A 20,243-nucleotide genomic window follows, 5' to 3' on the forward strand; every position below is an offset into this window, starting at 1 on the left:
CCCTAAACCCAAATGTCAAAAATAGAAATAGCGTGCTTCAATCCTGAATCAGCGGTTACAGCTTTCGAAAATGGAGCAGACAGAATAGAATTATGTGACGGATTAAGCGAAGGCGGAACCACACCGGATTTCGAAACAGCAAAACAACTCCGGGAAAAGATAAACATCCCGATTTTCGTGATGATCCGCCCCCGTGGAGGTGATTTCACATATTCTGATGCAGAATTTGAGCAGATGAAATCGGAATTAATTCAATTAAAATCGATACAGGTTGATGGTTTTGTTTTTGGAATTTTGGATGAAAATGATGAGGTTAATGTTGAGCAAAACAAAGAGCTGGTGGAACTGGCCAAACCTCTTCCGTGCACTTTTCACCGTGCTTTTGACCGTGCAAAAGATTTGGAGAATTCTTTAGAAAAAGTCATTGAATGTGGTTTTAAAACCATTCTTACTTCCGGTCAGAAACCCAATGTTTCAGAAGGAAAAGAAAACCTGAAAAAACTGGTTGATTTTTCGGATGGAAGAATTGAAATCCTGGTAGGCGGCGGACTTAGATCAACAAATATCGAGGAAATCAGGGACTTTACTAAGGCTTCATATTTTCATTCTTCAGCGATTACTGATGGTGGTGCTTTTGCGAGTGCGGATGAAGTGGTTGCTTTGAAAAGTAAATAAACTTTAGTGATAAAATGTAATGCATTTGTCATTCTGAATGTAACGAAGTGAAATGAAGAATCTCTATTTTTAAAGCTAGATTCTCTTCCTTCGTCAGAATGACAGTACTGTTGAAATTCCAATGTAATAAATATTATTGATGAACAAAACTATACTTTTTGCTTTCTTTTTTATTCAGAATATAGTATTAGCACAATTTTCTGAGCGTAATCTTTCCTCTGAAAAATGGCAGTTCAGGAATTCAAAAGAAAATAAATGGCTCTCGGCCACCGTGCCGGGAACGGTTCATCTGGATTTAATGAAAAATAATCTTATTCCTGATCCCTTTAAAGATGAAAATGAGAAAAAAGTTCAGTGGGTTGAAAATGAAGACTGGGAGTATCAGTCCAGGTTTAAGGTGTCTTCAAAAGAACTGGGAAATCAAAATGTTGATTTGGTTTTCAGAGGGTTAGATACGTTTTCTGAAATATATCTTAATGGGAAACTTTTGAAAAAAACTGATAATATGTTCAGGAAATGGGAAATTCCTGTAAAGCAAAATTTAAAAAATGGTGAAAATATTTTACTGATTAAATTTAAATCTTCGGTAAATACAGGGAAAGAATTAGCGAAAACAATTCCCTTCACTATGCCGGAATCTCCGCGCAGTTTTGTAAGAAAGGCGCAATATCAATTTGGATGGGATTGGGGTCCGAGGCTGGTGACTGCAGGAATCTGGAAAGATGTGCAATTAATTTTTTGGAATCAGGCAAAATTGAATACTGTAAAAATTGAACAGAAAAATATAACAGGGCAAAATGCAGACTTAAATATTCATACTGAAATTTTTGCTGTAAAAGAGGGGAAATATAGAATTATAATTAATAATCAATCTCAAAATATTGCTTTAAAATCAGGCTTAAATAAAATTACGGTTCCTTATCAGATTAAAAATCCAAAACTTTGGCAACCAAACGGTTGGGGCGATCCGAATTTGTATGATATAAATGTTTCATTAGAAAAAGATTCCAGGAAAATAGCGGAAAAATCGGAAAAAATTGGATTGAGAATCATTGAATTAATTCAGGAAAAAGATGCAAAAGGCAAATCTTTTTATTTTAAGGTCAATGGAAAGCCTATGTACGCAAAAGGAACCAACTGGATTCCGTCTGACAGCTTTACACCAAGAATTACAAAGGAAAAATATCAAAAATTAATCAGGGATTCTAAAGAAGCCAACATGAATATGATCCGTGTCTGGGGTGGCGGAATCTATGAGGACGACGAATTTTACAAGGCTTGCGACGAAAACGGAATTCTGGTATGGCAGGATTTTATGTTTGCCGGAAGTTTTTATCCAGCGGGTGAAAATTTTCAGCAAAATGTGGAATTAGAAGTAAAAGATCAAATAGAAAGGCTTCAAAATCATGCATCTTTAGCTTTATGGTGCGGAAATAATGAAATTGATGAAGCTATAGTCAACTGGGGCTATCAAAAACAGCTTAAATACTCAAAAGATGACTCTTTACAGGTTTGGAAAGATTACAAGAAAATTTTTCATGAAGTAATTCCAAATGCGATAAAAAAATACGCTACAAGTGACAAATCCATTTACTGGCCAAGCTCACCATCCATTGGCTGGGGACACAAAGAAAGCCTTACCGAGGGAGATTCCCATTATTGGGGTGTTTGGTGGGGCGAGCAGCCGTTTGAAATTTTTAATGAAAAAGTTCCGAGATTTGCTTCTGAGTATGGTTTTCAGGGAATGTCTACGTTAGAGACCACCAAATCCATGTTCTCGGGAACTCCCGATTTAAACCTGCAAAACGGTACAATAAAAGCGCACGAAAAACATTCCAGGGGTTGGGAAATTATTGATCTGTACATGAAAAGGGATTATAAAATTCCGACTGATTTTGTGAAATACAATTACATTTCCCAGTTGCTTCAGGCCCGAGGAATGCAGGTTGCCATTGAGGCCCACCGACGCGCAAAACCATACAATATGGGAACTTTATATTGGCAGCTGAATGATTGCTGGCCGGTAGTTTCCTGGTCTTCCATTGATTATTTGGGCAACTGGAAAGCGCTTCATTATCAGGTTAAAAGAAGTTTTGAAAATCAGGTGATCTTAACGGAAGAAAAAGAGGATTTTTTGAATTTTTATGCAATTAATGATGAACCCAAAAAATTTGAAGATATAAAGGTTGAAATTCAGGTGGTGAAATTTGATGGAAAAATCCTGAATGATGTAACCACAGTTTCCAATGGGAAAACATTGGAGGATCTTGTGAGATTTGATCATATAGAAATTAAGAATTTAATTAAATATTCTAATAAAAACGGAGTTTTTTTAAAATTAACCTTAAAGGATAAAAACAGCAAAATTATTGCTCAAAACAATCATTTTTTTGTAAAACCAAAAGATTTGAGCCTTACAAAGCCAACCATTAAAATCAAAGCCATTTCACCAACAGAAATTGAAATTTCGACTGATGTTCTTGCTAAAGATGTTTATTTAATGGGCGATACTCATTTCAGTGATAACTACTTTGATCTTCTTCCAAAAACTTCCAAAAAAATTACCCTTTCAAAACCTTTGGAGAAAGTGGAAGTGATGAGTTTGTGGGATGCACAGAATTAATTTTATGCTTAATTTTTGCTGGCTATTTGGCTATGTCGAATTGTATTTTATTTTTTTAAGGAGCTATTTCCGGCTTGTAATGTATGCTGAGCAAAGTCGAAGTACTATATCTTTTGGGTTACGGCTCCGCTTCGCTCCGCCGCAACCCAAAAGGATGCCGTTGCAATCCGGGCTGGTATGTCAGGACGGGTGGCTTCGAGTGCCTCAGCCACCCCAGAAAAGTAGTCTTTTTATCTAAGTATATCGTTGTGTATGTCATTGCCAGGAGCGAAGCGACGAAGCAATCTCATGTTAATGTAAATCTTGAAAATTTTTGCTATTTAGATTCTTTCAGAATGACAAATTTTATGTTTAATTATGAATTAAAAAGATTGCTTCGTCGCTTCGCTCCTTGCAATGACTAAACAAAAAATTGCAGTTCACAAAAGAAAAATTTAATTTTACACTTTAAATATTTCCTTTGAATTACGCCCAAATTGTTTTACCATTAAACTTAAAAGGATCTTTCACCTACAAAGTTCCCGAAGAACTGCAGTCTGAAATTCAGTCTGGGATGCGGGTTTTGGTTCCGTTTGGCGGCAAGAAAATTTATACGGGAATTGTTTTTGAACTTCATGATAATGCGCCGGAAAGCTTTGTGGCAAAGGAGGTGATCAGTATTCTGGATGACCAGCCGATTGTTCCGCAGGAGCAGATTAATTTCTGGCAGTGGCTTTCAGATTACTATCTGTGCGGATTGGGTGAGATTTACCGTTTTGCCTTTCCTTCATCTTTGAAGCTGGAAAGTGAAACTTATTTAAAATTAAAACCAAATGTAACGGTTGATTTTGAAAACCTTGACGTGAATGAAATGTACCTCGTTCAGGCTCTGGAGGTTAGACAGTTAATCAATCTGACTGATATTGAAGCTTTTATTCCCAAAAAAGACATTATTAAAACCATCAATTCACTTATTGATCTACAATACATCGAAATTGATGAAAAAATTGCTGAAAAATATAAAGCAAAAGAAGTAGCTTACGTTAAAATCAGGGATGAGGTTATAAAAGACCGGAATTTTACAGAAATACTTTTATCCTTAAAAAGAGCCCAAAAGCAGAAAGAACTTTTCCTTCATATTCTGGAAATACAGACGGAAAAACCAGATACACCCATTAAAAAATCGGGATTATTTGAGGATGGGTATTTTGCAGGCTCGCATTTTAAGGCATTGGCGGATAAAAATCTTGTAGAAGAATATTATATCCAGAAAGACAGAATTGAAAGCTACGAGGGCGAAATTGAAGACATAGAAGAACTTTCAGAAGCTCAGAAATCTGCAAAAACAGAAGTTGATGAAGCTTTCGAGGAAGGGAAAAATGTTTTGCTTCACGGGGTAACCTCTTCTGGAAAAACGCATATCTATCTGGAGAAAATAGAGGAAACTATCAATGAAGGAAAAAATGTGCTGTTTTTGCTTCCCGAAATTTCTTTAACGAAGCAGATCACCCAAAGGCTGGAAAAAAAATACGGCAGACAGCTTGGTTTTTATCACCAGAAGCTCACAGATTTTGAGAGGGTGGAAGTCTGGCGAAGAATTAAGCAGAATGATATTAAAATCCTTATCGGAACGAGAAATTCTCTGTTTTTACCGTTTCAGAATTTAGGATTGATTGTCGTGGATGAAGAGCACGATTCCGCTTACAAACCACGAGAAGTTTCTCCTTATTTTAATGCAAAAGATGCGGCTTTAATTTTAGCCGGGTTTTACGGGGCAAAAGCAATTCTTGGTTCTGCAACACCTTCAGTGGAAAGCTATTACAATGCACGGAAGGATAAAATGAAATATATCTTCCTTGAAGAAAGATTCGGGAATGTGAATCTTCCGGAATATGAATTAATCAATTTTAAAGAAGCTCAGGATTCCAAAAAAGTTTCAGGGAATTTTTCTTTACAGCTGATTGACGAAATCAAGAAAACATTAGAAGAAAAAAATCAAACCATTGTACTTCACAACCGCCGTGGTTACGCCAATGTAGTAGAATGTGAAACCTGCGGATATGTGAATTATTGCTCCAATTGCGACGTGGTGATGACCTACCATAAAGCTGCCAACGAAATGAAATGCCATTACTGCGGCCAGCGCGCTTCCAAACCCAAAACATGCCCGAAATGCCATTCGGAAAATCTCAATGAAAGAGGAGTGGGAGTTGAACAGATTCATGAGGAAGTTTCAAAAATATTTCCTGACCATGAGGTAGACAGGATGGATGTAGACTCAATGCGGAAAAAATTTGCCTACGAAAAACTGTACGAAAAAATAGAAGACCGGGAAACCGATATCGTGGTCGGAACACAGATGATTTCCAAGGGATTAGATTTTGATCATATTGAATTGGTTGCAATTCCCAAGGCAGATTCTTTGCTGTATGTGCAGGATTTCAGGGCAGAAGAAAGGGCGTATCAGCTTATCACCCAGGTTTCCGGACGTGCGGGTAGAGTTTCTGGAAAAGGCAAAATAATTATCCAGACTTTTAATCCGGATCATTCTGTTTTTCAATTGATTAAAATGAATAATCCGGCCAGGGTTTATAAATATATTTTAACGGAAAGACAAAAATTTCATTATCCGCCATTTACAAAATTAATCATGATTGAGCTTAAACACAGGAGGGAAGACAAAGCAAACAGAGCATCCCAGTTTTTAGGTTCGATCTTCAGAAAATATCTTCCCGGAGAATGTGTCCTGGGCCCTGAAAAAGCACAAATTGCAAGGCTCAACAACCTGTATCAGTTTCAGATTATGCTCAAGCTGCCGCGTGGCAAAAAGTATGAAGAATATAAAAAGCTGATTTTGTTAAGTTTAAAAGAATTTGACGAAATCACTGCTTATCAAAGCATTAAAAAAGACATTTTTGTGGATTTTTAACAATTTTTAACAAACTTTATAGTGTTTTATAATGGTCGCAATAAACTACTTATAGCAATATTTTCTACTTTTGACCGTTGATTATATGTTTGGCGTTTAACTTTTGATTTAACCAATTGATTTTTAACCTATCCAAACTATAGCAAAATGAAAAATAGATGGTAAATTACAGAAAGTATATTTCAGGTTTTGCGGTACTGGCGTCAGGTTTCTTCCTAGCACAGTCTACCGTATCTACAGTTCTATATTCTCAGGCATACGAAAATCAGAAAAGTTTAAACTTACCTTCTCCCGTTACATCAATGGTAGAAAAGACTATTCTGTCGGCAAAAGAACTTGTAGACATTAATGTAAACACAATGATGAGCGACCCGGTTTTGAAAAATGCAAACTGGGGATTCGTAGTGTATGATCCTAAAACGAAGAAAATAATCTCTTCGTACAATGAAAATTCTCCTTTGGTTCCGGCTTCTACAACAAAATTACTGACCACAGAAACAGCAATGAGCCTGTTGGGTGAAAATTACCGTTGGATGACACAGCTGGAATATTCAGGAAATGTGGATGAAAACGGAGTTTTGAACGGAAATCTTTATATCGTGGGAAGCGGCGACCCGTCTTTGGGAACAAACAAAGCAGGAGCATGGTCTTACAGGGATATCGTTTCAGATTTTGTAGGTGGGCTTTCTCGTGAGGGAATCAAAAAGGTGAATGGTGATATTATCATCCAGACAGCGCTTTTCAAAGGTAATATTTCAAGACTTCCGGAAAATGTTGTTTGGCTAGAAAACAATAACTATTATTTGCCTGCTGGTACTACTCGTGAGATTAATCCTGCGAATGAAAAGCTGATCGTGAAGAAAGGAACAGGCTTTGCAGGGGAAAAGAAATTCTTCTATGTTTCTCCTTACAACAGCCAGATGGTTTATGCAGAAAAATATGACGGCGAACCGATTTTAACAACAAAATTACCGGATGCGCCGGCCTATCTTGCAAATTCTTTCAGAACAACTTTAGTTAAAAGCGGAATTGCAGTAACTGGAAAAGTAACTCCAAGAATGACGGATGCTAATCCTGAAGCAAGAAAGCTGGTTTCTGCTTACAAATCTCCTACACTGGGCGATATTGTTTATTATACCAATCAGCATAGTGATAACGGACTTGCGGAAGCTTTACTAAAAACGGTAGGGTTCCAGAGCCTGGGTGACCAGACTACAGAATCCGGAAGAAAAGTGGTTACGGAACATTTGAAGAGTGAAGGTTTTGATATGTTGGGGCTAAATTATATGGATGGAAGCGGGCTTTCAAGAAGCAATAATGTAACGCCAATTTCACAAGTGAAGTTTTTATCTTCTTTAATGGAAGAAAAATATTATAAAACCTATTTCAATTCATTACCGGTAGGAGGGCAGTCAGGAACTTTGAAGAGAATGTTCATGGGAACAGGAAACGGACAGGTTTTTGCTAAAACCGGTACTTTAAATAAAGTTAAAACATTAGCAGGATATATGAAGACCAATTCTGGCAAGACTTTAGTTTTTTCTTTAATGGTTAACAATTACGCAGGATCTGTAGATATGGTAAAGAAAAGAATGGAAAAAATCCTGGAACCGGCATTGGATCTTTAAAATTTTTTTTATTTTAATATTATAAGAGCCTTTTAATCAATGATTAGAAGGTTTTTTTTATATTTGAACATTATATCATCTATATGAAAAAATTCTATTTTTTATTCTGGAGTGTTTTTGTTTTTCAGCAGATCAGCGCACAAAAAAATGACAACATTGAAAAGAAGGGTCTTATTGCAAAGGAAATGAAGTCTTTTACCCATAAAATGGCTGCCGGAAATGTCAACCCGAATACATTGAACTATGATCTTCAGTATCAGAGGATGGATGTCACCATTAATCCTGCCGTATTGAATATTTCGGGGTCGGTGACCTCGCATTTTAAGCCAAATCAGAGTATGACCAGCATTTATTTTGATCTGGATAATCAGATGTCGGTTTCTCAGGTTCAGTATCATGGAAACTCCCTTGCCTTCCAACAGCTTTCAACCAAGGAAATCAAAATCGATTTTCAAAGTGCTCTTCCGGCGAATGTTCTGGATTCTTTAACAATCAGCTATTCTGGTGCTCCTACCAATGCAAATAATGCATTCTTTAACGGGACCCAGGGGGGAACTGCTGTTTTGTCGACTTTAAGCGAACCTTACGGCGCTCAGGACTGGTTTCCAACCAAACAAAGCCTTAATGACAAAATCGAAAGATTTGACTTTAAAATAAGAACGCCATCTCAATACAGCGTTGCTTCCAATGGAAAATTAATGTCGGAAACGGCAATATCAGGAAGCCAGAAGCTTACTTTCTGGAGAACGATGTACCCAATGGCTGCTTACCTTGTGGCACTTTCGATTACAAATTTTACGAAGCTTAATGATACAATGGGAAATCCGCCCTTTCCTTTTGTAAATTATGTTTTTCCTTCAACGGCCTCCAACGCAAGCGCCATGAGTAATATCGAATGGACAAAAACAGTGATGAATACTTTTGAAACTTATTTGGGGCCTTATCCATTCAGAAATGAAAAATACGGACACATGCAGTTTCAGGCGGGTGGCGGCATGGAGCACCAGACGATGTCATCAATGGGATCATGGGGAAGAGGGCTGATTGCTCATGAGCTGGCTCACCAGTGGTTTGGTGATAAAGTAACCTGCGGCGCATGGAACGATATCTGGCTGAATGAAGGTTTTGCCACGTTCGGAGAGCATTTGGCCAATGAAAAGTTATTGATGACCAATGATCAGTTTCTGGACTATTTGCTGGATCAGAAAGATTATGTTACAAGTGCTCCGGGAGGTAGTGTATATGTAGCTAATTCTAATCTGGGAAGTGTTGGAACTATTTTCAATAGCAGACTTACCTATTCCAAAGGTGGATATGTGGTAAGAATGTTAAAATGGATCCTGGGTGATACGGCATTTTATCAGGCCATCAAGGAGTATCATGCAAGACCGGCTCTTGCTTATAATTATGTAAAAACTCAGGATTTGAATGCTTCTTTATTACAGTCAACAGGCGTTAATTTTACAGAGTTTTTCAATGACTGGATTTATGGTGAAGGTTATCCTATTTACGATATAAGATGGAAACAGTCAGGAGGTCAAATTATTATTAAAGCGGCTCAAACGCAAAGCAGCCCTACTGTAAGCTTCTATGAAATGCCGTTACCAATAAAAGTAAACGGAACAGGAGGCCAGACAGCCTACTTTAAATTAAATAATACATCGAATAATCAATATTTTGTAGAATCCGTGGCTTTTCCGGTGGCAAGTGTAGAATTTAATTATGAATATCAGATTTTAGAGAAAAATTCTACGGTAACACAGGATCTTACTTTAAATACTTCAGACGTAACGAAAGAAGAATTTGCATTATACCCGAACCCTGCAAAAAATGAATTAAATATAAAAGGGATTAAAAAACCTGCCGAGTTTACCATTTATTTCACGGATGGCAAACTGGTAAGAAAAGGAACATATCAGCCTGAAAGACCAATAAATATTTCAGAGCTTGTTCCAGGGACTTATATTTTTAAGATTAATGATAAAAACATTAAATTCTTAAAGAAATAAACAAAATATAGTAAACCTAAAATAAGAAAGCTGTTTCATAAGATTGAAACAGCTTTTTTTATTAAATTAGCGCATCTTAAAAATTACTAGAAATGATCTCTAAAAAGTATCTTGAAAATTTACAGAACGAACTACAGAATATCGATAACGACGGGCTTTACAAAAGAGAAAGAATCATCACTTCCCAGCAAAGTGCAGAAATAGAGGCGAACGGGAAAAAGCTGCTGAACTTTTGTGCGAACAATTATCTGGGATTATCAAACCATCCTGAAGTCATGAAAGCTTCTCAGGACATGATAAAATCTCACGGCTACGGTATGTCTTCTGTACGTTTTATCTGTGGAACTCAGGATATTCATAAGCAATTGGAGCAAAAAATTGCGGATTTTTTAGGTCTTGAGGATACTATTCTTTATGCAGCCTGCTTTGATGCGAACGGAGGTGTTTTTGAACCTTTATTTACGGAAGAGGATGCGATTATTTCTGATGAACTGAACCACGCTTCCATTATTGACGGGGTTCGTCTTTGTAAAGCGGCAAGATACCGTTACAAAAACAATAATATGGAGGATCTTGAAGCACAGTTGATTGCAGCTTCAGAAAAGAATCACCGTTTCAAAATCATCGTTACGGACGGTGTTTTTTCAATGGACGGAATCGTTGCAGACTTGAAAGGAGTTTGTGACTTAGCAGATAAATATGATGCTCTGGTAATGGTGGATGATTCTCACGCAACAGGTTTCATCGGGAAAACAGGCCGTGGAACTCATGAAGCTAATGAGGTGATGGGTAGGGTAGATATCATTACTTCTACGCTTGGAAAGGCATTAGGCGGTGCTTTGGGAGGATTTACATCCGGGAAAAAAGAGATCATCGATATGCTGAGACAGCGTTCAAGACCCTATTTATTTTCCAATTCACTGGCTCCGGGGATCGTGGGTGCAGCATTGAAAGTATTGGATATGATCTCGGCAGACACATCTCTTCGCGATAAAGTAATGGAAAATGCAGAATATTTCAGAGCAGAAATGAAATCGAAAGGATTTGATATTCCTGATGGTGATGCTGCAATAGTTCCGGTAATGCTTTACGATGCGCCGTTGGCTCAGAAAATGGCTGAAAAGCTGATGGATGAAGGAATTTATGTAATCGGGTTCTTCTATCCTGTAGTACCGAAAGGAAAAGCCAGAATCAGGGTTCAGCTTTCTGCGGCTCATACAAGAGAGCATTTGGATAAGGCAATTGCTGCTTTTGAAAAGGTTGGAAAGGAATTGGGGGTAATTTCTTAGATTTAATTTTGATTAGATTTAAAATAAAATAATGAGATGCTTCGACAGGCTCAGCATGACAACTCTAATACTAGCTGCTTTATTTGACGTAATTTTGTAGCGATGTCATTTCCCAAAAAATAAGAATTTAAATTATACAAGAACTATCCGTAGTAATTAATTTTCGAATGCTTTACACTATAATAAAAGCTTTACACATTATCTTCATGGTAAGCTATTTTGCGGGAATTTTTTACCTCGTAAGGATTTTTGTTTACTACAAAGACACGGACGGATTTGCGGAAGACAAAAAAAAGATTTTAAGGGAACAATATACTTTTATGGCCCGCAGATTATGGAATATCATCACCGTTCCGGCCGGTGTTATCATGGCGGTGTGCGGGTTAATCATGATTTTTCTGAACTTAGGATTAATGAAGACCCCGTGGTTTCATTTAAAACTGACATTCCTCATCGGTCTTGCTGTTTATCACTACTGGTGCTGGAAAAAAGTTTTACAATTGAAACAATTAAACGGAAATACTCTGGAGACGGCTAATATCAAATTAAGGCAGGCCAATGAAATCGCAACCTTTATTTTGTTCCTTGTCGTATTTACCGTGATATTAAAGTCTCAGGTCATTGAATATTGGTGGCAATTAATCACAGGATTTTTCGTTCTGGTATTTTTGATCATGATGACCGTTAAATTGGTTAATAAAAAAAGAAAGTAATAAAGTTATAAGTTATGAATTATTAGTTATAAGTTGATTTTAATACATTTTTATTTCAAACTTTTCAACATATAGCTGGTAATTCATAACTCATAATTTATAATTCATAACTATAAAACATGTTTGCAATTTTAAAAAAAGAACTTTGGAGTTACTTCGGGAACTGGAGCGCATGGGTCATCATTGCGGCTTTCAGCCTCATTGCTACTCTCTTTTTGTTTTTTTTCGACAATGATTCTAATATTTTTGAAATCGGGATGGCTTCTTTACAAAGTTATTTCGTTTTGGTTCCGTGGTTATTAATGTTCATTATTCCGGCACTTTCTATGAAAACTTTTGCGGAAGAACAGCAGACGGGAACATTAAACTGGTTGTTTTCCCAGCCTTTGAAGGTTTCGGATCTTGTGTTTGGGAAGTTTCTTTCCGTTTGGATCGTTGGTATTTTATGTTTGATTCCTTCATTAATTTACCTTTATACAGTGTATGTTTTGGGCGTTCCTGCCGGGAATATTGATATGGGAATGACGTTCGGAAGCTATATCGGGCTGATTATTTTAATTGCAGCATTTTCCGGAGTGGGAATTTTGGCGTCTTCGCTTTCTCAGAACCAGATTATGGCTTATCTGCTGGGCGTTTTCATGTGCTTTATCATGTATTTTGGAATCGAGCAGCTGGCAAGCTATAAGTTGCTGGGAGGTGCAGATTTTATTTTGCAGAATGTAGGTTTTTATCAGCATTTTTTAGGTTTTACGAGAGGGCTTATTGATTTTAAAGATGTTGCTTATTTTACTTTAATCATCGGTGTTACATTAGTTTTGTCCAATCATTTTATTAATAAAAAGAAGTAGAATTATGAAGAAGATACAATTCAAATCTCCATTAGGAATTTTACTTTTCGTAGTATTGCCGCTGGTAATTATCCTTGCAGTTTCAGGAATCAGATTGGATTTAACCAAAGAAAAAAGATATACCCTTTCCGACAACACGATTAAGGTCTTGGAATCTGTAAAAAAACCTTTGACAGTGGATGTTTACCTGGAGGGAGACTTTCCGGCAAGCTTCAAGCAGCTGCAGAGCGAAACGAAATTCATGTTGGAGGAATTCAGAAAAATTAATCCGAAAATTGATTTCAAATTCATCGATCCTATCAAAAGTAATATACCTCAAGATACACTTGCTGCTATGGGAATGGCAGCGTCACAGTTAGAAGATATTAAAGATGGGAAAGTTTCTTTTATCGATATATATCCCTACGCTTTAATAAGACATAACAGAATTGAGTATTCAATACCATTAATTATTCAAAAAGCAGGAATTAGCAGAGAAGAGTTGTTAACAAAATCTATCGAGAATTTAGAATATAACCTGGTTTCCAACATCAAAAATATTGCGGTTGACAAGAGAAAGAAAATCGGAGTTTTAGTGAATCAGGATGAGCTGAGCCCTAATGAATTTCAGGGTTTTATGCAACTGGCGCTTGAAAGCTATGATGCAGGGCCAATTATCCCGAAAAACCAGACTGAGCTTACATTGGCTGATGTTCCGATGCTGAAGCAGATGAGCGCGCTGGTCATTGCAAAACCAAGAAAAGCTTTCACCGACAATGAAAAAGTAATCCTGGACCAATATATAATGAACGGTGGGAAAACCCTTTGGATGATCGATGCCGTTAACGCAGAAATGGATACCCTGATGGGGTCTCAAAAGGTGATGCCTTTCCCTGTAGACATCAATATGACCGACTTTTTCTTCAATTACGGAATCAGGATCAATCCGGCTTTGGTGAAAGATGTGAAAAAGTTTGCCCTGCTAAGGCTCGTAACCGGGGAAGTGGGCGGAAACCCGCAGTACACAAGTCTTCCGTGGCCGTATTTCCCGCTGGGAATCGCGGAACACAACAATCCGATCACAAAAAACATCAACCCTGTAAAATTTGAATTCCCGACCTCAATTGATACATTGGGAGGAAGAAAAAATATTAAAACCAACGTTCTTTTCGAATCCAGTGAAAGAACTTTGCTGAAGCAGGTTCCGAATTATGTTGATTTAAAGGAAATTTCCAGCGTCGACAGCTTGGGGCAGATGGAAAAGCCAAGCACTCCGAAAATCTACGCCGTTTCATTGGAAGGAAAGTTCAATTCCGCTTACGCTTCAAGGATTGAAAGGAAGTCGTATCCCGGTTTCAAAGGCTCAAGCCCTGAAAATAAGATGATCATCATTGCAGACGGGGACGTAGGAAGAAATAAGGTACTGAAAGGTGAACCGCTGCCGCTGGGTGTAGATTTGCTGACCAACGAACAGTTTGGAAACGAACAGTTCCTGAGAAATGCACTGGACTATCTTCTGGACGACAGCAATCTAATGGAACTCAGAAACAGAAACATCGAAGAACGTCTTCTTGACCGACAAAGAATCACCGAAGAAAAAAGCAACTGGCAATGGTTTAATTTGCTGCTGCCGTTACTGATTATCGGAATTTTGGGAGGATTGTTCTTCTGGTTGAGGAAGAGGAAGTTTGGATAAATGATATAGAAAAAGAGAGGCTTTTGGGCTTCTCTTTTTTGTTTATAATCATCCATTTAAATTTTTTGTTTGATAATTTTTGGCTTTTTTTACAAAAGAATCAAGTGTTAAAATTTTATTCCTGAATTCTTTAGGGAAACTTTCTAAATATGGTTTAGGGACAACAAGATTTACGTTGGATTTATACATTTCTTCAAGTTGATTTCTAGAAATGCCCTGTTGTAAAGTGAATAAATGTTTTATTTTGATTCTGTCAGCCTCATTTAAAACTTGTCGCCATCTATCCTTGCAAGTTGTTTTTGCAGCAAGAACAATTAACTTACTTTCATCATAATTAGGATTTCTGTAGGCTTTAATATTAGGAAATAAGAAATCGGGTTTCTTATTAATTTCAGTCACTGCCTGAGTTTCATATTGCAAATCAAAAATATTGAAAATTTCAGCTAAATGATGTTCTAATGATCTCCCGGCTCTGCTTTTTCTTCGATTCAAAATAGTATTTGCAACTTCAACAAGTTCCTCTACAGATATAAAAGGTGATGTGATCCTTTCAGAATATCTATTATTTTCAAGTGTTTTGAAAAGTTGAAATTCGGTGTTAATCCATTGCAAAATTTCTTTATCAGGATTTGCTTTGATTAGTTGTGGAGTTATATGATATGAATTATTATAACAATTTCTTGCATTTGTTGCAAGCTCAATTGTTGGAGGGAAATTAGCAGTTAAAGTAGATATAAAAGCATTAAAGCATTCAATAAGCCTGTCTTCTGCCGTTTGTTCAATTTGTTTGGGAATAATTCCATTTATTTCTGTTGTTGAAATATTGAGAGCTGCCAAAAAACCATCTATTTCGTCGTCATAATGAAGAACAAAAGCTTCATAAAATTCTTCTGATTGTTTTGTAATTACAAGTAAATCACCAATGTTTTCGTCCTGAAGAAAAGGAAATCTCCTTCCAAATCTTGTCAATCTGTATTCGTTTCTAGTTCCAACTCCATAATAAATAAATCTACTTTGAGTTTCAAAACTATTTTGCCATTTTATTGTAACAAGTTTATCTTTGTTTTCCCCTTTTTGACCTTCAGAATCAAAAAATAAAGGCCAACTCTTTTTATGCATATGAAATCCAGCTTGATGTCCGCCTGTTGCTCCGGCATCATTTGCTGTTATAAATTTTGAAAATGCAATTTCAGAACTCTGTACTGATTGGATTACTTCAGTTAAAATACTATTTTCCATAATTTTCCAAAGCTTTTACTAACTGTTTTGCAACAGCTTGAATAAGAGGTACTGCCACGGAATTACCAAATTGTTTATATGCTTGATTATCAGAAACAGGAATTATGAAATTATCAGGAAATCCTTGTAGTCTTGCACACTCTCTTGGGGTTAATCTTCGTGGGTTTGAATCTGCCTGCGGTATAAGTATTTCTGCTCCATCTTTATAATATCTTGCTGACATTGTTCTTGAAATACCTTCTAAATCAGTAAGCCCATAGCCAAACCCGTTTCCTTTTGCTTTATGTTTTGCTGCATAATCTTGCAGATAGTTCCAAAGTTTATCAGATAAAGTATACTTTAGGTCTGGAACCGGCTCCAGAATATCTTTAATCTTAGCTTTTGGTTTAGGTAAGTCAGGAAATTCAAAATTCTCATTGCCGTTAAAAATATCGTTTCGAAATCCTATAATAATGATTCTCTCTCTGTGTTGTGGAACAAGATGCTTTGCATCTAAAACCTTATAATGAATAGAATATCCCAGTTCTGTTAAAGTGTTTTTAATTACTCTAAATGTATTTCCTTTATCATGAGAAACAAGATTTTTTACATTTTCCAACATAAAAGCCTTTGGTTTTTTGTAATCCAAAATTCTTGCAATATCAAAAAATAAAGTTCCTTGTGTTTCATCTAAAAATCCGTGTTTTCTTCCCAGAGAATTTTTTTTGGAGACTCCTGCAATAGAAAATGGTTGACAAGGAAATCCGGCCAATAAAACATCATGATCAGGTATATTTTTCTCACTAATTTCGGTTATATCTCCGTAAGGAACTTCTCCAAAATTTGCTTCGTAGGTTTTTTTTGCAAATTTATTCCACTCACTTGTAAAAACACAGTTTCCACCAACATTTTGATATGCAAGTCTTATGCCTCCAATTCCGGCAAACAGATCAATGAATTTAAATTTAGAGTTTTGTTTTGGAGGAAAAGGTATATCAAATTTAAAAGGTATATATAATTGGTGAGGTTCTTCAATAGTAAATAAAATTTCTTTTTGCAAGTATTCTTTTGCAGCAGGCTTGAAATACTGAGATACACCATTTTTATGATTTTGCCAATAATGTGTTAAAGCTGCAAAACCATCATTTAAGTGCTTGTCAATGTTTATATTAAGTTCTTCTTTTATTTCACTGTATTTCAACATTATTCTTTAAATTTTCTTCAATTTTCATTACGCAAGATGCTAAATTTTTTCGAATATCTTTGCTCCAAAACCGTAAAACTTTCCAGCCATTTTTAGTTAGTTCTTCATTTACGATTTTATCTCGTTTTATGTTTTGTTCAATTTTTTTCCACCAAAAATCTCTATTGGTTTGGATTCTAAATTTTTCTGTATCCCAATTTTTTCCATGAAAATATTCACTGTCAACAAAAATTGCAAGTTTATTTTTTTTGAAAGTCAAATCAGGTTTTCCAAAGACATTCTTATTATTTTTTCTGTAACGATATCCAAGTTTCCATAAAGCTTTAGCCAAAAGAACTTCGTCTTTTGTTCCTGTACTTTTTATAGCTTGCATATTCTTTCTTCGTTGTTCCTTTGTTAAAACATCCATATTAAAATAATAATTTTGGTTTATTAAAATTAAGCAACCTTTTAATATAAGGTATCTGAAGTGTCTGACAGAAATAAATCGGAAGTTTTGATGTCAAAATATGATTAATTAAACAACCTCCTAAAATCCCCCGGCGACTGCCCCGCCTTCTGCTTAAACAACTTACTGAAAGATTGCGGATGCTCAAATCCCAGTTCATAAGCAATTTCGCTTACGGATAAACTCGTCGTGCTCAGGCGTTCTTTTGCAAGATCAATCAGCTTATTCTGAATGTGTTGCTGTGTATTCAGCTCGGTATGAATTCTGAGTAGGCTTCCCAGGTAATTTGGTGAAATATTCATCTGTTCGGCGATGGTTTTTACGGACGGGATTCCATGTTCCAGAAGATTGCCGTTGTTGAAATATTGGGAAAGGACTTCCTCAAATTTTACTAATAATTCGTGGCTGGATTTTTTACGGGTTAAAAACTGGCGTTCATAAAAACGCTCGGAGTAGATCAGCATCAATTCCAGCTGGGCCACAATGAGTTCCTGCGTGAATTTATCGATGTTGTTCTGGTATTCTTTTTCGATATTTTTAAACAAATCAACAATAATTTTTTCCTCCCTTTCCGAAAGAAAAAGCGCTTCATTGATCTGGTAAGTGAAAAATTCGTAGGATTTCATTTTCTTAATCAGGGAAGTTCCCCAAAGAAAATCCGGATGAATCAGCAAAAGGTAACCGGTGGGCTCTACTTCAACCTCAGGTTTCATTTCGATCCTCAAAAACTGCAGTGGCGACACAAAACATAAAACCCCGGAATCAAAATCATATTCCTGCTGGCCGTAATTGAACTTTGCATTCACATTCCTTTTCAGGCCGATGGAATAGTAATTCTGAATCCACTTCAGCTCATCATCATTCACAGGATATCTTACCTTGCTGTAATCTATGAGGCTGATCAGCGGATGATCCGGCTTCGGAAGATCACAGAAAGAATGAAAATCTGATATGGAATTAAAACGAAATGTTTCTTTCATAATACTAAGTTATTTAATTAATTTGAAAGTTGAAACTGAAATTATTTGTAAAATAAGATCCTTCGACTTCGCTAAGGATGACACCGGCAAATTATTTCTGCTCATTGCTAACGGTTAGTATTAGCGGAATGTCATCCTGAGCCTGTCGAAGGATCTCTAAGTTTATATAAAAATTAAATCGCAGTTGATTCTGCTAAATCTTTCCAGTTTTTAGCATCGTTTGAGATCGTTTCAATCTTATTATTAAGATATTCCATTGTACCAACGCCCAACAGCAAATGCACCGGCGGATTCTGTTCTTTGCTGATGGCAATCAAAACTTCTGCGCCTTTTTCAGGATCGTTCGGCTGATTTCCGTTGATCTCGTTAAGGTGAGCCTGTTCAGAGTTTCTTGCTGCTTCGTAGGCTTCGATAGAATTTTTCGGGGTTCTTACAGAGTCTTTAGTTAAGAAATCGGTACGGAAATATCCGGGATAAACTACCGTTGCGTGAATTCCGAAATCTTTTGCTTCTTCAGCCAGTGATTCCGTAAGTCCGGCAACTGCAAATTTTGTGGAACAGTAGATCCCCCAACCCGGAAAATTCCCTGAAAAGCCTCCGATAGAGGAGATGTTGAAGATGTGACCTGATTTTTGATTACGCAGATAAGGCATTGCATTCCTGATCACGTTTAATGTTCCGAAAACATTCACATCAAAGTTTGCTCTTGCTTCTTCGTCTGAAAGTTCTTCCAAAGTTCCAAGCTGTCCGTATCCGGCATTGTTCACTACCACATCAATTTTCCCGAAATGCTCAACGGTTTTTGAAATGGTAGATTTTACATCGTTGTTGTCTGTAAGACTTACGCTTAATGGTAAAAAGTCTTCAGAGCTTTCCCCGATTTCTGAAATCAAAGATTCTACGCTGCGGCTTGTAGCTGCTACCTGAAATCCTTCAGATAATAATTTTTTAACTAAAACTAGTCCTAAACCTTTTGAGGCTCCTGTTACGAACCATACTTTTTTTGTTTCCATTTTTTAAATATTTTATTTGTTTTAAATTGATGGTACAAAGATGGAAAGTCTGCAGTCGAAAAAAGTAGCCGAATCCACGAATGATGTATCTAAATCGTGAATGGAAATAAAAAAGAGAAACCAGAAGGCTTCTCTTTAATTTTTGAAATCATAGAAATTACCAGGCAATTTCCCCGGTTTCAGGATTGGTTTCTTCACTGAAATATTTTCCTGTAGGCCCGTCGTTGCCGATAAGCGCATATTTTACAACACGTGCTGCAGCTTCCTCCACGGTTCCTGTTCCCTGATGGTTATTGAAATCGGTTTTTGTATAACCGGGATCTACTGCATTTACTTTGAAATTGGAATCCTTAAGTTCATAAGCCAAGGTAACGGTGTACATATTCAGCGCAGATTTTGACGATGAATACACGGCAAATTTTGCGTGGTCGTAAAAAGCCCACTCCGGATTGCTTTGAAGTGACAGCGAGCCCACACTTGAGCTTACATTCACAATTCTTGGCTCATCCGATTTTTTCAAAAGAGGATAAAAAGCCTGTGTCACACGGATTACACCGTATACATTGATATCGTACACATTTTTGTAATTATCAATTTCGGAGTCAAGAGCACTTTGAGGAATAACCCCGGAAATTCCCGCATTGTTAATCAATACATCCAGAACATCCGTCTTTTCAGAAATTTCGGCATAAGCTCTATTAACAGATTCCTGATCCGCCACATCTATCTGTATGAATTCTACATGATCCAGACCTTCGTTTTTTAATTTTTCTACAGCTTCCTGTCCGTTTTCTGCACTTCGGCTTCCCAAATAAACGTGATAACCTTTTTGTAATAATTGTCTTGCGCTTTCTAATCCTATGCTTCTGTTAGCTCCTGTAATTAATGCTTTTTTCATTTTTTTAAATTTAATTAATGATGTAAAATTCCGTCAATAAAATAGGATGGCATTTGCCATTTGACAAAAAAGAAAGATAATTTAAAATTAATCTTAACCTCAACCTCAACCTTA

15 protein-coding genes are annotated in these 20,243 nt (G+C 36.6%); 9 read left to right on the forward strand and 6 right to left on the reverse strand.

Annotation, left to right across the window (positions count from 1 at the left end; all coding sequences use genetic code 11):
* Positions 1–12 precede the first annotated feature (12 nt).
* From H560_RS0101095 to gldG, 9 genes are all read left to right on the forward strand, one after another.
* Positions 13–675 carry a copper homeostasis protein CutC gene (locus H560_RS0101095; RefSeq protein WP_027378326.1) on the forward strand — a complete coding sequence of 221 codons (663 nt, stop codon included), beginning with the start codon at positions 13–15 and terminating at the stop codon, positions 673–675.
* 139 nt (positions 676–814) lie between these two features.
* A complete protein-coding gene (locus H560_RS0101100) occupies positions 815–3,298 on the forward strand; it encodes a beta-mannosidase (RefSeq protein ID WP_027378327.1) in 2,484 nt (827 codons plus the stop codon).
* A gap of 460 nt (positions 3,299–3,758) precedes the next feature.
* Entirely contained in the window at positions 3,759–6,206 is a 2,448-nt protein-coding gene (gene priA, locus H560_RS0101105; RefSeq protein WP_027378328.1) for a replication restart helicase PriA, read from the forward strand.
* 158 nt (positions 6,207–6,364) lie between these two features.
* Positions 6,365–7,834 carry a D-alanyl-D-alanine carboxypeptidase/D-alanyl-D-alanine endopeptidase gene (gene dacB / locus H560_RS0101110; RefSeq protein WP_027378329.1) on the forward strand — a complete coding sequence of 490 codons (1,470 nt, stop codon included), beginning with the start codon at positions 6,365–6,367 and terminating at the stop codon, positions 7,832–7,834.
* Positions 7,835–7,917: 83 nt separating this feature from the next.
* Entirely contained in the window at positions 7,918–9,843 is a 1,926-nt protein-coding gene (locus H560_RS0101115; RefSeq protein ID WP_027378330.1) for a M1 family aminopeptidase, read from the forward strand.
* A gap of 92 nt (positions 9,844–9,935) precedes the next feature.
* Complete coding sequence (kbl, locus tag H560_RS0101120) at positions 9,936–11,132, forward strand: glycine C-acetyltransferase (protein ID WP_027378331.1); 1,197 nt, start codon at positions 9,936–9,938, stop codon at positions 11,130–11,132.
* A 167-nt stretch (positions 11,133–11,299) separates the two neighbouring features.
* A complete protein-coding gene (locus H560_RS0101125; RefSeq protein WP_027378332.1) occupies positions 11,300–11,845 on the forward strand; it encodes a CopD family protein in 546 nt (181 codons plus the stop codon).
* Positions 11,846–11,964: 119 nt separating this feature from the next.
* The gene (locus H560_RS0101130; RefSeq protein ID WP_027378333.1) at positions 11,965–12,693 is read left to right on the forward strand and encodes an ABC transporter permease; all 729 of its coding nucleotides are present in this window, start codon (positions 11,965–11,967) and stop codon (positions 12,691–12,693) included.
* A gap of 4 nt (positions 12,694–12,697) precedes the next feature.
* Positions 12,698–14,368 (forward strand): gliding motility-associated ABC transporter substrate-binding protein GldG, encoded by a 1,671-nt coding sequence (gldG, locus tag H560_RS0101135; protein WP_027378334.1) that lies wholly within the window; start codon positions 12,698–12,700, stop codon positions 14,366–14,368.
* 48 nt (positions 14,369–14,416) lie between these two features.
* On the opposite strand, the gene H560_RS0101140 is transcribed toward gldG, so the two are convergent.
* The 6 genes from H560_RS0101140 to H560_RS0101165 all read right to left on the reverse strand — a co-directional run bounded on the left by H560_RS0101140 (position 14,417) and on the right by H560_RS0101165 (position 20,129).
* On the reverse strand, positions 14,417–15,607 hold the full coding sequence (locus tag H560_RS0101140; protein ID WP_027378335.1) for a type II restriction endonuclease: 1,191 nt from the start codon (positions 15,605–15,607) through the stop codon (positions 14,417–14,419).
* Positions 15,597–16,790: a DNA (cytosine-5-)-methyltransferase gene (gene dcm / locus H560_RS0101145; protein ID WP_027378336.1), complete on the reverse strand. Its 1,194-nt coding sequence runs from the start codon at positions 16,788–16,790 to the stop codon at positions 15,597–15,599. The genes H560_RS0101140 and dcm overlap by 11 nt, the downstream gene beginning before the upstream one ends.
* Positions 16,774–17,199, reverse strand: coding sequence for a very short patch repair endonuclease (locus H560_RS0101150; RefSeq protein WP_027378337.1), 426 nt, complete (start codon positions 17,197–17,199; stop codon positions 16,774–16,776). The genes dcm and H560_RS0101150 overlap by 17 nt, the downstream gene beginning before the upstream one ends.
* Before the next feature lie 104 nt (positions 17,200–17,303).
* Positions 17,304–18,218 carry a helix-turn-helix domain-containing protein gene (locus H560_RS0101155; RefSeq protein ID WP_027378338.1) on the reverse strand — a complete coding sequence of 305 codons (915 nt, stop codon included), beginning with the start codon at positions 18,216–18,218 and terminating at the stop codon, positions 17,304–17,306.
* 173 nt (positions 18,219–18,391) lie between these two features.
* Complete coding sequence (locus H560_RS0101160; RefSeq protein WP_027378339.1) at positions 18,392–19,231, reverse strand: SDR family NAD(P)-dependent oxidoreductase; 840 nt, start codon at positions 19,229–19,231, stop codon at positions 18,392–18,394.
* A 157-nt stretch (positions 19,232–19,388) separates the two neighbouring features.
* Complete coding sequence (locus H560_RS0101165; protein WP_027378340.1) at positions 19,389–20,129, reverse strand: SDR family oxidoreductase; 741 nt, start codon at positions 20,127–20,129, stop codon at positions 19,389–19,391.
* Positions 20,130–20,243 lie beyond the last annotated feature (114 nt).

It is taken from the genome of Chryseobacterium daeguense DSM 19388, assembly GCF_000430825.1.
Lineage (GTDB): Bacteria > Bacteroidota > Bacteroidia > Flavobacteriales > Weeksellaceae > Chryseobacterium > Chryseobacterium daeguense.

Excerpts from the sequence above, each read along its gene's own strand:
- H560_RS0101095 (WP_027378326.1), top strand. The coding sequence starts at position 13 with ATGTCAAAAATAGAAATAGCGTGCTTCAATCCTGAATCAGCGGTTACA.
- H560_RS0101100 (WP_027378327.1), top strand. The coding sequence starts at position 815 with ATGAACAAAACTATACTTTTTGCTTTCTTTTTTATTCAGAATATAGTA.
- dacB (WP_027378329.1), top strand. The coding sequence starts at position 6,365 with ATGGTAAATTACAGAAAGTATATTTCAGGTTTTGCGGTACTGGCGTCA.
- H560_RS0101115 (WP_027378330.1), top strand. The coding sequence starts at position 7,918 with ATGAAAAAATTCTATTTTTTATTCTGGAGTGTTTTTGTTTTTCAGCAG.
- kbl (WP_027378331.1), top strand. The coding sequence starts at position 9,936 with ATGATCTCTAAAAAGTATCTTGAAAATTTACAGAACGAACTACAGAAT.
- H560_RS0101125 (WP_027378332.1), top strand. The coding sequence starts at position 11,300 with ATGCTTTACACTATAATAAAAGCTTTACACATTATCTTCATGGTAAGC.
- H560_RS0101130 (WP_027378333.1), top strand. The coding sequence starts at position 11,965 with ATGTTTGCAATTTTAAAAAAAGAACTTTGGAGTTACTTCGGGAACTGG.
- gldG (WP_027378334.1), top strand. The coding sequence starts at position 12,698 with ATGAAGAAGATACAATTCAAATCTCCATTAGGAATTTTACTTTTCGTA.
- H560_RS0101140 (WP_027378335.1), bottom strand. The coding sequence starts at position 15,607 with ATGGAAAATAGTATTTTAACTGAAGTAATCCAATCAGTACAGAGTTCT.
- dcm (WP_027378336.1), bottom strand. The coding sequence starts at position 16,790 with ATGTTGAAATACAGTGAAATAAAAGAAGAACTTAATATAAACATTGAC.
- H560_RS0101150 (WP_027378337.1), bottom strand. The coding sequence starts at position 17,199 with ATGGATGTTTTAACAAAGGAACAACGAAGAAAGAATATGCAAGCTATA.
- H560_RS0101155 (WP_027378338.1), bottom strand. The coding sequence starts at position 18,218 with ATGAAAGAAACATTTCGTTTTAATTCCATATCAGATTTTCATTCTTTC.
- H560_RS0101160 (WP_027378339.1), bottom strand. The coding sequence starts at position 19,231 with ATGGAAACAAAAAAAGTATGGTTCGTAACAGGAGCCTCAAAAGGTTTA.
- H560_RS0101165 (WP_027378340.1), bottom strand. The coding sequence starts at position 20,129 with ATGAAAAAAGCATTAATTACAGGAGCTAACAGAAGCATAGGATTAGAA.